Annotated in this window: 9 protein-coding genes; 5 read left to right on the top strand and 4 right to left on the bottom strand. The window is 41.0% G+C overall.

All coding sequences use genetic code 11. The annotated features are described in order from the left end of the window. From VK664_RS07645 to VK664_RS07625, 5 genes are all read left to right on the top strand, one after another. Positions 1-1,277 (top strand): flavin monoamine oxidase family protein (locus VK664_RS07645; RefSeq protein ID WP_461398041.1); only part of this gene is annotated, 1,277 nt, incomplete at its 5' end. A gap of 49 nt (positions 1,278-1,326) precedes the next feature. Further along, the gene (locus VK664_RS07640; RefSeq protein ID WP_461398040.1) at positions 1,327-2,043 is read left to right on the top strand and encodes a c-type cytochrome; all 717 of its coding nucleotides are present in this window, start codon (positions 1,327-1,329) and stop codon (positions 2,041-2,043) included. Positions 2,044-2,076: 33 nt separating this feature from the next. Further along, the gene (locus VK664_RS07635) at positions 2,077-3,315 is read left to right on the top strand and encodes an acyltransferase family protein (RefSeq protein ID WP_461398039.1); all 1,239 of its coding nucleotides are present in this window, start codon (positions 2,077-2,079) and stop codon (positions 3,313-3,315) included. Between the two features lie 78 nt (positions 3,316-3,393). Further along, positions 3,394-4,542, top strand: coding sequence for an amidohydrolase family protein (locus VK664_RS07630; RefSeq protein ID WP_461398038.1), 1,149 nt, complete (start codon positions 3,394-3,396; stop codon positions 4,540-4,542). A gap of 100 nt (positions 4,543-4,642) precedes the next feature. Beyond that, positions 4,643-6,070: a Gfo/Idh/MocA family protein gene (locus VK664_RS07625; RefSeq protein WP_461398037.1), complete on the top strand. Its 1,428-nt coding sequence runs from the start codon at positions 4,643-4,645 to the stop codon at positions 6,068-6,070. Positions 6,071-6,205: 135 nt separating this feature from the next. Here VK664_RS07625 and VK664_RS07620 read toward each other — a convergent pair whose 3' ends face one another. The 4 genes from VK664_RS07620 to VK664_RS07605 form a co-directional block, all read right to left on the bottom strand. Further along, a complete protein-coding gene (locus VK664_RS07620; protein ID WP_461398036.1) occupies positions 6,206-7,519 on the bottom strand; it encodes a vanadium-dependent haloperoxidase in 1,314 nt (437 codons plus the stop codon). An 8-nt stretch (positions 7,520-7,527) separates the two neighbouring features. Then, positions 7,528-11,028: a VCBS repeat-containing protein gene (locus VK664_RS07615; protein WP_461398035.1), complete on the bottom strand. Its 3,501-nt coding sequence runs from the start codon at positions 11,026-11,028 to the stop codon at positions 7,528-7,530. Next, positions 11,025-14,516, bottom strand: a complete 3,492-nt coding sequence (locus VK664_RS07610; protein ID WP_461398034.1) for a VCBS repeat-containing protein — start codon at positions 14,514-14,516, stop codon at positions 11,025-11,027. The genes VK664_RS07615 and VK664_RS07610 overlap by 4 nt, the downstream gene beginning before the upstream one ends. A 177-nt stretch (positions 14,517-14,693) precedes the next feature. Further along, a complete protein-coding gene (locus VK664_RS07605) occupies positions 14,694-16,256 on the bottom strand; it encodes a RagB/SusD family nutrient uptake outer membrane protein (protein WP_461398033.1) in 1,563 nt (520 codons plus the stop codon). Positions 16,257-16,275 lie beyond the last annotated feature (19 nt).

Here is a 16,275-nt window from a genome sequence, read left to right as displayed (position 1 = left end):
ATGAATTGATGAAAAAGGGGCACGATGTAACAGTATTGGAAGCATCAGGCAGGCATGGCGGACATATATTTACAGTTCATGATGGTTTATCAGATGGCTTGTATGGTGATTTCGGACAGGAGCACATCGTAAAGCCCGGCTACAAACTTTATTTTGAATATGAAAAGGAACTAGGACTGGAAACAATTCCTTATCCACGACGCAAAGGCATACAAAGAAGAATTAGCGGGAAATTTTATACAGAAGAAATGTTGAAAGATCCCGCAGTACTTAAAAAGTTTGGCTTTAACGAACGGGAAGTAAAATACCTGTCTGACAATCCCTGGGGAGAACTGGAAACATTGTATACCGGTCCTTACCTTGAAAAATTTAAAGACGAATATCAGCCCTTTAATATTGGTTATGACGATTTAGACAAAACTCCGGCCTCAGATTTTTTTAAAAAAGAAGGAGCATCCAAAGCGGCACAGGAATTCCTCGGCGGGCAGGGCGAATCTACCTTATTTAAATTATGGTATGCAGCAATCCTGAGACTTCGCGGCGTACCGGTTTTCCCGACAGAAATATACAGGCTAAAAGGGGGCAATCAAATGTTGCCTAACGCCTTTGCGAAAAAGCTGGGAACCAGGGTATGGCTCAGCAGCCCCATCACTTCGATAAAAAATAGTGATACCGGAGTAACGGTTACTTATAAAAATCATAACGAAGAAAAACAGCTGTCAGCTGATTACTTTGTTAACTGTATTCCGCTTCCTGCTTTTCGCAATATTGCTATACAACCTGTGATGAGTGCTGAAAAGCAATATGTTTGCGATAACCTCACATACGATTCGTACTCCCGGTTTGTGTTCCAGGCAAGTTCAAAATTTTGGCTGGATGATGGCTTACCCAATATCAATCTGTTTCTGGAACATCCGGATTTGGGAGATGTGTGGCATTCTGCCGATGAAGTGGATACACATAGGGTAATCGTACTTGGAACAGGCCCTGGTGGTGTATCTCCACAAAGAGCCCTCGCCGCGTTCAGAGAAGTGTATCCGGGAAAAAAAGATACCATCGAACTGGCCATTGGCAGAGACTGGACGAAAGAAGCATTTTCTCCCACCTGCGAAAGGCAGCCATTTCCTATAGGGCAGTTAAAAAAATTCTGGCCACATGTTATGAAGCCGGAGGGACGTATTCATTTTGCGGGAGCTTATGCAGATAATCTTAACTGGGGTACGGAGGCGGCCACCAGGTCCGCAAACAGGGTCGCAAACGACATAGACAAGGCTTGACTATTTAATTGCCGATATGAGAATGATAAAGTGCAAATTATTTTTTACAATGGGTTGTATCGTCCTTAATTGTTGTTTAATATTATCATTTGTACCAGCTAACAGAAAGCTGGAAAATACTGCGCCGGAAGTAGTGATTGTTAAGCCATCAGATAGTGACCGGTTTCTTTGGAATACAATTATTCAATATAAAATTGCGATAAAAGATAAGGAAGACGGCGAATCTGAATATGATGAAATAGATCCGAAAGAGGTTTTACTGGAAGTGTGCTACCTGCCGGATGCTGCGAGTGCAAAAATCTACGCAGACAAAAAAAGAAACGCCAAAGAAGATAACGGATTAACGATGATAAGACGATCAGATTGCTTTTCCTGTCATGCATCTAAAAGTAAATTGATAGGGCCATCGTTTGAATTGATTGCAAAACGATACCTGATGAACGACAATTTGATTGAACGGCTTGCAAAAAATATTACTAACGGAAGTACCGGCACCTGGGGAAATACCGCGATGCCTGCACATAAAGCGATTGAGGTAAGCGACGCGAGACAAATGGTGAAGTGGATTCTCAATAACGGAGGTAACAGCAATTCTACGTTGTATCCGGGAATCGAGGGCGCATTCAAAGCAGCTGAAAAGCCTCTTGCCGGCTCCGGTAATATGATGATGGTTTTAACAGCAAGTTATACCGATCATGGAGATAAGGCGACCAGGCAAAATAATAAATATGGACAGTACTCTGTATCCTTAAAACCTGCCAACTGAATAGTTCTAAATAAAAAGGGAGATATTTAACTTATGGGAAAAGTAACTGATGTTGCGGCACAAACCGGGTCTCGCAAAGAATCGCTGCCAATTAACTCATCCATAAACAGGGTGGAATCTGTGGACGTTTACCGCGGCTTTGTAATGTTACTGATGATGGCCGAGGTATTGAATTTTTCCAGGGTGTCTCAGTCTTTGCCAGATAGCAGTTTCTGGCGTTTTTTATCGTTTCATCAAGGCCATGTAGAATGGACCTGGCTTTCATTGCATGACATGATTCAGCCTTCCTTTACCTTTTTAGTAGGAGTGGTATTGCCATATTCGATTGCCAGCAGAAAAAGCAAAGGCGCATCTTTTAAAAGCCTGATGCTCCATACTGTTAAACGTTCTATCATATTGATCTGCCTCGGGATCTTTTTACGCTCAATGGATTCCGACCAAACTTATTTTACGTTTGAAGATACGCTCAGTCAAATTGGTTTGGGCTATACATTTTTAGTGCTCTTAGGATTTTCTTCCCAACGCACACAAATCATAGCGCTCATTGTTATTTTAGTTGGCTACTGGCTGGCCTTTGCACTATATCCTTTACCTGATAGCTCTTTCGATTATGCCACTGCGGGCGTTGCGGCCAATTGGGAACACAACCTTCATGGCTTTGCGGCGCACTGGAATAAAAACACCAACCTGGCATGGGCATTTGATAAATGGTTCTTAAATCTCTTTCCGAGAGAATCCCCTTTCACCAATAACGGGGGAGGCTATTCTACGCTGAGCTTTATACCAACCCTTGGTACCATGATCCTTGGCTTGTTTGCGGGCAATATATTGACCTCAGCCAAAGTCAAAAAAGAAAAAGTAAGACTTTTTATCATTACCGGTTTGTGTCTTGTTGTTGCAGGCGTACTGTTGCATATAACGGGTATCAATCCCATAGTGAAACGTATCTGGACGCCAGCCTGGACAATTTTTAGCGGCGGGATCTGTTTCCTGTTCCTTGCATTTTTTTATGGATTGGTTGATGTAGCCGGGAAAAAGAAATGGTCTTACTTTTTGATGGTGATCGGCGCCAATTCCATTGCAGCCTATGTATTTGCCGATGGAGGATTAAGATCATTACTTCATAGGTCGCTTTATATTCACCTGGGGCAAAATTTTGATAAACTGTTCGGAGCACCCTACGCTCCGTTGGTTAGTGGTGCATTTACTTTATTGCTGCTGTGGCTGATCTTAAACTGGATGTTTAAGAAAAAAATATTTATACGAATTTAGGATTCTTTTGATACAGAGACATTTACCATTCATTAAAAACGTTCAGCAACTCTTTTGTTTAATATAAATAATCTTGTCATGAAAATTAATCGGAGCATAATACTTTTAGTTTTGTATACTGTATGTTCGTTATTTCAAAATTGTAACACAACTCCTAAAAAAGATACTACCAGTGAAACTATTGCCTCACCAAAGTCGGATTTTTATACAGCAGCAGACTTTGACAAAGTAGAAAAATACGATACACATGTTCATATCAATGTGCTTGATTCAACATTTGTTAACCAGGCAAAAAAAGATAACTTCCGGCTGCTAACCGTGAATGTAAATTCCGGTATGGCGGTTGAGGAGCAGCAGGCGGTGGCTCTGAAGCTTGTAAAGGAATTCCCTGACAGGTTACACTTTGCAACCACATTCAATTTAAACAACTGGGGCTCCGAAAAATGGCTTCCTCAAACAATAGCTTATCTAAAAGAGTCTTTTGACCACGGAGCGATCGCTGTGAAAATCTGGAAAAATATCGGGATGGAATTGAAAGACGAAAATGGCAAATGGGTGATGATTGATGATTCAAGGTTCGACTCGGTATTGAATTTTATTGAAAGAAAAAATATTACGGTACTCGGTCATTTGGGTGAACCACGCAACGCCTGGCTGGCGACAGACAGCATGACGATCAAAGGCGACAAACAATATTTTACGGAGCATCCACAATACCACCAGTTCCTGCACAAAGAAAATCCCTCCTATGAGGATCAGATTAATGCACGGGACAATATGCTTAAAAAACATCCGAACCTTAGGTTTGTTGGTGCTCATTTAGGAAGCCTCGAATGGAATGTCGATGAGCTTGCCAAACGCCTTGATCAGTTCCCCAACATGGCAGTTGATATGGCTGCAAGAATTCCTCACCTGCAGGTTCAGTCTGTTAAAAACTGGCAGAAGGTACACGACTTTATGATCAAATATCAGGACAGGTTCGTCTATGCTACTGATCATGGTGTATATCCAAAATCAAATTTTGAGGCAGTCAATAAAGAAGCGCATGATGTTAGAATAAGTGACTGGAAATTCTTTGTAACCGATGAAGAAATGACAGTGCCTGATTTTACTGAGAAATTTAAAGGTTTAAAGCTGCCAAAAGAAGTTGTTGATAAGATATATCGTACCAATGCAGAAAAATGGTTCCCGGGCATTAGTACTTTCAAGAAAAAAACTTCAGCATAGTAAAAATTCAGTGAAACAGAAATTTCAGTATAATAACTATTTCAGTGTAACAGAAATTTCAGCATAATAACAATTTTATCATATATAAGTCTTACAAACAATGAAAAATAATCGAAGGCTTTTTTTAAAGATGGCTGGCCTTTCAGGTTTTAGCGTAGCAGGCGGCGGAATATTCAGGGGATTTGGCTCAGTGCCGCAGGGCAATGATCTATTGACATCCGGGAATACAGGTCTTGGAAAACAATTGTTTAACATGAGCGGCTATGCTGCACCGAAATTAGATACTGTTCGGATAGGTTTTATCGGCCTTGGTCAGCGTGGCCCTGAGCACTTGAGCAATACTTCAAAATTAGAAGGTGTTGAAATCAAAGCACTATGTGATATCAGGAATGAAAGTGTGCTGTCTGCAAAAAAAGTACTGGCCGGCACTGCTCATAATCCTGCTATCTATTCAGGCAGTAAAGATGCCTGGAAAAAGGTATGTGATGATAAAAATATTGATTTAGTGTTCATTGCCACACCCTGGGATCTGCATACACCTATGGCCGTATATGCAATGGAGCATGGTAAACATGTATGTATAGAGGTTCCGGCGGCGGTTACGGTGGAAGAATGCTGGAAGCTGGTGGAGACATCAGAGCGTACACGGAAGCACTGTATGATGCTGGAAAACTGCTGCTATGATTTTTTTGAACTGCTTACATTAAACATGGCAAGACAGGGATACTTCGGCGAAATTGTACATGGTGAAGGCGCTTATATTCATAACCTGCTGGGGCTAAATTTTAAGAAGTCAGGTTACTATGATATGTGGCGTTTAAAAGAAAATATGACGCGGAATGGAAATCTGTATCCTACACATGGTTTGGGTCCAATATGCCAGCTAATGGATATTAACAGGGGCGATAAAATGGATTACCTGGTGTCTTTGTCGGGCAAAGATTTTTCGATGGAAAAGAAGGCCGGAGAGCTTGCAGCAAAAGATATTTTTTTCAAGCCATTCACAAACCATAAGTATCGGGGCAATATGAATACAACCGTTATCCATACAAATAAAGGCCGCACGATAATGATACAGCATGATGTTAGTTCTCCCAACATTTATTCAAGAATTCACAAGGTCAGCGGCACAAAAGGTTCTGCATTAAAATACCCGGATCCAGCCAGAATCTCTACTCCCGATGGAGAAAATTGGGTATCGGAAGAACAAATGAAAGTACTTGAAAAGCAATATGAGCCCGCCATTGTAAAAAAGATTGGCGAACTCGCAAAAGAAGTTGGCGGCCACGGGGGCATGGATTTTTTAATGGATTGGCGCACGATAGATTGTCTCCGCAATGGATTGCCGCTGGACCAGGATGTGTATGACGCTGCTCTCTGGAGTGCCGTCGCACCCTTAAGTGAAAAGTCTGTAGCAAGTCGTGCCACTTCAGTTGATGTACCTGATTTTACGAATGGTTCATGGAAAACGAATAAGCCAATTGATATAACGCTGGAGAAGGGAGGAACGACAAAAGCGAAAGCATGACCTGTTCAGCCGCTGGTTATCGCGGATCATGCGAAGTACATCAGCTGACGGAAAGGTAATAAAAGGACCTGTAAAAATATCGATTCAGGTTCCATTGGACCGGTTGCCCTATTTTCAAAAAGTTGAATAAACGGATTACTTTAGTTTTGCTATTACTAAATTGCCGGTCGCTTTGCCCATGGCCTTACCTGTATTCAATGAATTTAAAAAATGTATTCCGCCATACAGCCTGCTTATGCTTGCCTGGTCGGATGCTTCATAAAAGGAATTGAATTTTCTGATGGGTCTTCCATAAGGCACTTCTGTTGAATCAAGAAAAGAATAATTATCGCCCACTATTTTTGTTAGCACCTCAGCGGCACTTGCAGATGCAGTGCTGTGTCCACCTGGGTACTCTGGAAATGGCGGAGTTTGAATCAATGGCTGCCAGTCTTTATCAATATGTTTGTTAATAAAAGTTTCAGGCCTTACATAGTTGTATTGGTATTTGGCTTCCCAGCAGGAAATGAAAGCATCAAATAATGCAATGGCCGTCTTTGAAATTAGCGAAGCTGTTTTTATCGCGTTATAATTTTCTTTCTCAGCAACCGCGCCGGCAATATGCACCCAATGGCCCGGTGGTGAATTTTTTTGGAGAAAGTATGTAATGTGGCCATCCGTAACAGAGGTGTTTGGGTTATCGTCCCAATACCACGCAGTAGCTGAATCACCGGCATTTGGTTTTACAATCGCAATATATACGCCGTAAGCTTCTTTATAAAACGCAGAGCCTTTCGCAGTATCATAAGGAATGGGTGCATCCGGCCTGAATTGTGAAGCGGAATCCATTACCAATGGCCTTACTCTGCTCCAGTTATTTTCAACTGCATCCATATAATCGGGTTGCGTAGGGATCCATCTTCCCGGCTGCTGGCTTACAATATAGCCTCCGTAAGATGTTCGTTGAAGATAACCATCCTTACTTGCCCAGGCAAGTATATGCTGGCCTACAGCACGGCCGTAAGAAACTGAACTATCTAATAGTTCTTTGCTGATACCAATGCTGTCTAACTGTTGCAGGTATTCCTTTTCCCGTTCTTTCAATGCATTACCGTTAAACACAAGCTTCTGCCCAACGGTCATAAATGCAATAATGCTTGACACCGGGTAACAATATTCTTTATTCTTATCAGGGTTCGGCAAGGCCTTCAAGCCGTTTAATTTTCCTGCATAAGATTTATAACCCGGGTTCGCAGGAAGTAAAGCTTCATATGCCGCAATATTGGTGTAAGCATAAATGCGGCTGCATACCGGCGGAGAGAAAATGTCCGTCATTATAACATAAGTAAGTTTTCTATTCCATTCAGGGAGTTGATTTTTACAAAATTGTTCAATGCCTGCATTGTTTGATTTTTGTTTGCAGGAAGAAACAAAAATTATTATCATTAGTAAACCTGCAATCTTTTTCATTTCTCTGTTTATTTTGGGTTTGTAGCTACTTGTTTCTTATTTCCCCTGTTATCATAAAAAACAACAGACGATACCAATGAGCTGTTGTAACTGAATACCCGCGATGAATTCGATAAATATGTATTGCCCCAGTAAAACTCCTGCCTGTATGTCTTTCCATCCTTTTTCTGAACAATGACGTATTGATCATCTTTACCTGGTGCGACAAAAGACACGCTGTTGGCTGCAAACGCATAAGTTTTCAAATCACCATTGTTATTTGCTGATAGAATGACGGCACTATTGGCTGATATTGGTAATGCAGCAATTCCTTTGCTGTCACCATCTGCTTTAAACCCGCTTGTGCCTGAGCCAATGGGTTTAAAGTTTCCTTTACCGTTGCCTGTAAGCAATATCCCCGACATTGCATCGTAAGCACCTGTTGACACTTCGGTGGAATAAGAGTTGCCCGTTATCAATACATCTGTATGCCCATCATTATTATAGTCTCCTGTCAGCATACCAAATATTGGAGCAAACTGGCATTCAAGCGGCAAGGCCTTTCTTTCAAATTTCCCGTTTCCTTTGTTTTCTAAATAACTGCTTTCAAAACATTCGCTTTTGACAATCAATGCATCGCTTAGTTCCTCCGTGGTGAATGACTCTTCAATAGTAACGGATGCGAAATCTTTGTACGATTGGAATCGCCCCCTCATAGCCGCGACTTGCTTTATCATTTCATCCCGGGTGTGATAGATATAATTTTTGCCATCCACATAGTAACACATAACCGGGTCAAGCCTTCCGTTTTTATCGAAATCTTTTGCATAAATACAAAGTGGTTCGTTTGTACTTGCTCTATGCCGCGTATTTAATCCCAGATTTCCGATTATATAATCTATATCGCCGTCTTCATCAAAATCAGCGGCAGCAATACTGTTCCACCAGCCCTGTGAATGGTCAATTCTGGTTGACGAGTTGACTGCCAGTTTTCCCTTTTCATTTTTTATAAATGTAATGGGCATGAATTCTCCCACCAGCATTAAGTCAACCCAGCCATCGTTATCATAATCTGACCAAAGTGCAGAAGTAACCATTCCTATTTTCCCCTGCCCGGGTAATTCGGTTGCAGATGCATCCGAAAATTTGCCCGCATCATTTTTTAATAAATAGCTTTTCGCTGCCAGCGGATAACTACCTGGAACCACCCTTCCACCGATAAATAAATCCAGATCTCCATCTTTATCATAATCACAGGCCACTACACAAGAACCACTTGCTTTTGATTCTGGCAATGCATCCGGCTTATAGGCAAAATTCCCTTTGCCATCATTAAAATACAACCGGTCCTGTTGCATAACAGTACCCTCTGTGTTTTCTGAGCCACCACTTACCACATACAAATCAACGTCGTTATCATTATCTGCATCAAACAATAACACGCCCATGTCTTCATACAAAGTATCTTTCTTCAATTTCCTTTCAGAAAAATTCCCACTATTGTTTTGAATAAAGAAGCTTCCGTAATTTCCTGAAGCAGCGCCTATATAGAAATCTTCTTTGCCATCACCGTTTATATCACCTGTTGCGATCCCGGGGCCGTTCCTCGAATGCATGTGCGGCAACAGCGGCTGGATTTTAAAATCGACAAATTCATTTTCGGTATGGTGATAATTTAATCGGTTCTTCCCGGCAATATTTGTGAATAGGGGAGAAGAATTATTTTTTTTAATAGTATCGTCCATCCTGGTTGTAGCTGTATATGCAATATTTACAACCTGGTTTGCTTTTACATTAATTTCTTTCTGCTGTGCCCTGTCAGGCCAGATAATTTTTATGCTGTCTGCGACCGTATTTTTTCCGATACCAAAATGCAATACGGGCTCCATGGATGATTCATATCCACGATAAGGATTTAATTCCTGCATTTGCATCTGTCCTTTTGTAAATACGTATACCTTCGAACCAATTGCATCTGTATTCGGTTGCCTGCCCTTTAATTTTATGGAGAGATAGTTATTCTTCAATAACTCATTTGCATTATTTTTAAAAACTTTGGCTTTGCTGTTAAACACATTGATGATCAATTCAACGTCTCCATCGTTATCCAAATCGGCATAACAGGCGCCATTGGAAAAACCCGGTTCATTAAATCCCCAATCGGTGGAGCGTTTGGTGAATGTGAGGTCATTGTTATTTTCAAATAAATAATCCTGCAAAGGGACATTTGGCAATGCTTTTACAGCCTTCAATTTTTCTGCTCTCTTTGCAGATTGACTACCCATGGGGTTATTTAGCTTTGCCTGGTAATGAATATAATCCTGGTCGCCGAGGTCACGGTAAAATCCATTTGTAACCATTAGATCTTTGTCGCCATCATTATCATAATCTGCAAATAAAGTTGCCCAACTCCAATCGGTACTGCTAACGTGTGAAAGAAAAGCAATGTCGCTGAATGTCCCGTCTCCGTTATTTAATTGCAAGGCATTACGGGTGTATTGTGGTTCGTATCCTTTTTGCAGCAACAACTGAAATTTATCATAACCGGCGGCCGGAATAATCATTTTCTTCCTGTAATTATCTTCGGGCAACATGTCAAGTGTATAAATATCAGGGAGGCCGTCATTATTAAAATCAGCCACATCGTTACCCATTGAAGCAAAGCTGGTATGCTTTAAACATTCGTGTATTTTATCGCTGAATGTTCCGTTGCCATTGTTGATGTACAAAATATCACTCGTCAAAAAATCATTGGACACATATATATCGGGCCATCCATCGTTGTTTACATCGCTGATGGCAGCGCCCAGACTATATCCTTCCTGTAAGATGCCTGCTTCTTTGGATACATCTGTAAATGTTTGATTGCCATTGTTGCGATACAAAATATCTGTGCCCGGAGATTCGCCGTTCTGTTGAATTTCAGTGACGGTGTTTACATTACTTACCCTGTCATCGGCAGGATTGGTAATTAGAAATAAATCGAGGTCGCCATCTTTATCATAATCAAAGAAAGAGGCATTCATCGTTAACCTTGTATCGGCAATTCCAAATTTTGCCGCCTCTTCGGTAAAAGTTCCGTTTTTGTTATTGATGTAGAGCAAATTTGCGGTGTTGCCAAACTTGGGACTGCCAGCTACATTGACATAAATATCCAGCCAGCCATCCTGGTTGATGTCCACCATTGAAACCCCCGTACACCATCGGTTTGTTATTAAAGCAGCTTTTTCTGTTACATCTTCAAATTCAAAATTGCCCTTATTCAAGTACAATCTGCCGGAATTTTTATTGCCACTGAAATATAAATCTACCAAACCATCATTGTTTACATCACCTGCTGCAACACCAGCACCGGTATAAATATTCATGTAGTCAAGTACATTGTACTTTTCGTTCTCTTCCACTTTGTTGACAAAATCTATTCCGGTTTGTGAAGAAGGCAATGATTCGAACAACGTTTTTTTGTGCGAACAGGAAACGGACCCTGTGACAATCAGGAACAGTAATACTTTGTAACGGATACACATCATAATTTCACTTCCCGTTTATTTCCTTTGTTATCGTAAATCATTACCGACTTTGTTCCTACTGCAACATTCAGCCTTCTGCTGCTCTGTGATAAATAAGAATTTCCAAAGTGAAATTCCTCTTTATACGTTTTATCATTTTTATTGGTGATGACAGCATACACATCTGCATCATTTAGTGGAATTTGCCTCGTTTGCCCGTTAACACGATAGCTTTTTAGAGATCCTGAGTTACTGCTTACAAGCAACAACCTGCTTCCATCAGCAGACTGAATACAGCTGATAGCTTTGTTATCAGTGGCGGTGTTGAATTCAGTCCTGTCTGCAACAAAACTGCCTTTGCCGTTCCCTTTCAATATCAGCATACCTTGCGCATCATTACGGCCCGCCTGCACTTCAGGGGAGTAAGAGTTTCCTACACAGACCACATCAAGGTTGCCATCATTATCAATGTCAGTACAAAGCATTCCATAGATTGGCGACAATTGTGCTTCTATAGGCAATGCATGTATTTCGAATTTTCCCGCTCCTTTGTTTTCGATATATGTACTGGAAAATGTCTGGCACTTCAATACCAAGGCATCTGCAATCTCATCTTTTAAAAAAGCATTTTTGAAACTTACTTCTGCCCAGGTTGTATAATCGGTAAACCTTCCTTTCATTGCCGTCATTTGTAAATTGATATCGTCCCTTGCATGAACGATGTATTCAGTTCCATCACTGTAATGGCAAAGAATGGGGTCAATTCTTCCGTTTTTGTCATAATCTTTTGCATATACATTAACCGGTTCTGCAACACTTGCTTTAAGCCAGTTATTCAAACCTAAGTTTCCGGCAATAAAATCCATATCACCATCATTATCAAAATCGCCCGCAACCAAACTGTTCCACCAGCCATGTGAGTTGTTTATGGTAAGAGTGGAGTTCTTTATAAGTTTGCCTTTTTCATTTTTGATGAAACTGATCGGCATAAATTCTCCTGCGACAACCAAATCAATCCAGCCATCATTATCAAAATCTGTCCACAATGCCGCAGTCACCATTCCCATGTTTCCCTGTTGTGGTAACTCAGCTGCACTTACATCTGTAAACTTTGCAGTACTATTTGAAACATCATTTCTCAATAAAAAGCTTTTTGGCGAAATTGGATATTCACCGGGGCTTACCCGGCCGCAAATAAATATATCAAGGTCGCCATCTTTATCATAATCAGCAGCAGTAACACTTGCACCACTGTTATTCATAGCAGGGAGTACATTCACAGACAAGGAAAAATTTCCTTTTCCATCATTTAAATAAAGTCTGTCCTGGTAAATTGCGTTACCCTTTTTCTCAGCTGTAGTGCCCCCGCTAACTACATACAAATCCAAATCGCCATCTTTATCTGCATCAAAAAATATAGCGCCCATATCATCCGCATGATTGTCGTGAGGAAGAGATCGCTGTAAAAATTTTCCACTCTTTAGCTGAATGAAAACAGCACCATCCAAACCTGCTGCTGCACCTATGAAGAGATCATCCAAACCATCCCCGTTAATATCGCCTGCTGCAAGCCCAGGCCCATCATGTGAGCACGTGTGCTGCAGAATTGGCTGTGCCTTAAAATCAATGTAATCGTCTTCCTTGTGCACGTAATTTAATCCCAAAGAAGAATCAACCTCTGACAGCAGTGATGGTTTTGTAACACCACCAACTTGTGCTTCAGCCGATATTGCATTTTTATAATCGAGCACCAGCTTTTGGTTTGGCGATGGCTTAGTTACAAGTTCTGTTTTACCATCAGGCCATAAAACCTTGATGCTGTCAATGGCCATATCTGTTAATCCAAAATGAACCATTGCCGGTACGCTTGACAAATATCCTCTTACCGGTGCACAATAACCATACTGCATTATTCCATTCTGCCATAACCATACTTTAGTTTCCAGTCCGTCACGGTTACCTTTCGGCCCTTTGAATTTTATTTCCATCCAATTTGCTGATGGATTCAGTTTATTGGTTTGATTTTCGTATACAGCCGCTGGCTCATCAATATTATTTATGATAAGGTCAAGGTCGCCATCATTGTCGAGATCGCCGTAGGCAGCGCCGTTGGAATAAGACGGTTTGTCCAAACCCCAATTTTTTGAAACATCAGAAAAAGAAAGGTCATGATTATTCTTAAAAATATAATTGTGTACATGGACGCCGGGATAACTTTGCAGCATCTTTAATCTTTCTTTCCGGTTGGCCTCGGGAGTGCCCATAAACAAAGCCCGTTTACCATACATGATAAAATCAAGATTGGTTATATCAGATTTATAACCGTTTGCAACAAAAAGATCTTTCCAGCCATCATTATCAAAATCAGCGAACAAAGGGGCCCAGCTCCATTCAGTAGCATTGATACCCGATACCTGTGCAATTTCGCTAAAGGATCCGTCGCCATTATTCAACTGCAACGTATTCCGGACATATTGCGGTGTATAACCAAGATTCACTGAATTATTAAATTCGTCGTAGCGGTTACCCGCAGCCGTAAGTTTCCATCTTTTGTTGTCCGGGGGAAGCATATCGACCGTTACAATATCGTCATTGCCATCATTATTAAAATCTGCCACATCATTCCCCATTGCATTGTAAGTTTGATGCCGAAAATATTGTTGGGCTTTATTAGTGAATGTGCCGTCATGATTATTTATCCAAACCAAATCGTTGGTAAGAAAATCGTTCGACACGTATACATCAGGCCAGTTATCTTTATTTATGTCGCAAACGGCCAACCCTAATCCAAAGCCCTCTATTGTAATACCAGCTCCTTCCGAGACATCCGTAAATTGCAAATTACCATCATTACGGAAAAGTTTGTCAGTGGTTGACGATGTTTCGATTTTAGACTTCATTTCCCGGGCATTATTTCGATTGTACCTTACAAAGGAATTACGCAGAAGATACATATCTAAGTCTCCATCTTTATCATAATCGAAAAAGGCAGCTTGCACATCGTAGCCATCATCATCAAGTGCCATTTTTGCTGCGGATTCTGTAAATGTGTTGTTGCCATTGTTGATGAAGAAGTAGTTATGCCTTTGTGAAGCCGGAGTGTTTTTATTTCCTGATTTACAAATATAAAAATCCTGGTAACCATCCTGGTTAATATCTACTACAGCTATACCATAACACCAGCCTTCCGTTTTTATTCCGCTTTTTTCAGTAATATCTTCAAACTTTAAATTGCCTTTGTTGAGATAAAGCCTTGCGGGTACCATATTGCCGGTAAATAAAATATCCTGCAGCCCGTCATTATTAACATCATATAACGCAACACCGGCACCATTGAACATGTATTCAAAATCCAACACAGTAAGGGAATCGGAGTAGGCAAGTTTATTATTAAAGTCCACGCCACTTTCAGATGGATTTACTTCCCGGAAAACTGTATTGTGTTTTTTACAGGCTGAAACAGAAAAAAGTATTATAATCAAACCCACTATCTTAATTCTTAAACACATAAGCATTTTTGATTTGCCAATGGCATCAACCATGTGTACCCTTTGACATTAATACTATATTGTCATCCTAAAAAAGAATGACCTGTTGAGCAAACTAAAAGCAACAGGCAGATCGATAACTGGCTGTTGCTTGCTATTGAAAATGAACTATAAGTGTAGTGGCGGGTATTCGCGCTGTTACGGATTTTGTATCAGGCCGCCGTGGTTCCTGTCAATTTCATCCTGGGGGAATGGGAATGGTTTAGCACCTCCGATATTCCAGCGGATCATATCAAAATACCTGGCTGGCTCAAAACAAAGTTCTTTTTGTTTTTCTTTTTGCAGCTGGGCCAGAGTAACTCCTGCCAAGGCAGTCAAACCAGCCCTTTGCCTTGTTGCGTTTACACAAGCATTGGCAGTTTGATAAATACTTCCGCCTTTAGGTGTACCGCCACTTAACAGGGCCTCAGCATGCAATAGCAACAATTCCGAATACCTGAAAAAGCGTTCATTATTAAAGCTAACACCTTGTCTATAATAGGCAGGGTCAGCATTTTTGCTGCCTAGATATTTTTTTATGGCAAGTCCTGTAGGAGAAAGCGATGTAGTACCAGTGAGCGCCGTTGTAAACACGCCTGATATCATTGTATTTGATCCTGTTGCATAGACGGTATAATTTTCACCCTCCTTATGGTACAAGGATACATCGAGTCTTTTGTCGCCCGGTTCTTCATCAAACAAGGCTTTTAATTTCCTGGTGGGTACAAACCAGCGATTCGCCCCGGCATCTGTAAGTGCAACAAAGAACGATTGGCGAGATGTGCCCTGGGTAGATTTAAAGTCTTCATTCCCGTTATCGTCCAGTATCCAACTGTTATCGTCGGAGTAAGGTCCGCCAAACTGTACTTCAAATATAGATTCATTGCTGTTTTCGTTTGTTACAGCAAAGTTATCGTCATAGTCGGGTAACAACTGATAACCGGCATTTTTTTCAACATCTTCAAAAGCCACTATGGCATCATTCCATTTTGCCATCCAAACATTCACTTTTCCTTCATAAGCCCGTGCTGTCCATTTGGTAGCCCGGCCTGTATTAGCGGCATCCCATGATGCTGGTAAATCTAACGCCGCTGCCTTGAAATCATCCAGACTAGCCTGCAAAAGTGCTGTTGGGTCGCTATTTTTAAAAGTTTGCTGAAGCTTTTTAGCTGTTTCCGTTACCAACGGGGCTGTTTTCCACATTTGAGCCGCCAAAAAATGAAAGAAACCTCTTATAAATTTTGCCTCTGCAACAACTGCCTTTTTCTCGTCGTCCGTAAGATTGTTTCTGCCATTATCAACCTGCTCCAACAAAATATTGGCCCTGTTTATTCCTTCGTAGGTTTCGGCATATACCGTGTAAATAAACCGGTTATTTGGTCTTGAGTTTAGCGCGTCTACGTCTATTACCTCAGCGTCCGTATTATTCTGAGAAGTATTAAATTCAGCATCGTCACTTGCTATCATGCTTGTTACCCAAAAAGAGCCGGCCCCGTTATGTCCACCAAAACTGGTTGCACTGTTAACTTGCCATAGATCCTGCATGGAGGAGTAGGCCGCATAGATACCTCCCTCGAAATCCCCTTTTTTAGTGAAGAAAGTGGAGGTGGTTGTTTTATCCAATGGTGTTAAATCGAGTTTATTGCAGGACTCAATAATCGCTGCGGTTCCTATAGCAATAGAAATCACCAGTAGGAACCTTTTATAAAATGACTTTTTCATTATAGTGTTTTTGGTCATG

Source organism: Flavitalea sp. (genome assembly GCF_035489435.1).
GTDB lineage: Bacteria > Bacteroidota > Bacteroidia > Chitinophagales > Chitinophagaceae > DATHKG01.
This window is presented reverse-complemented; position numbering and strand designations above follow the sequence as displayed.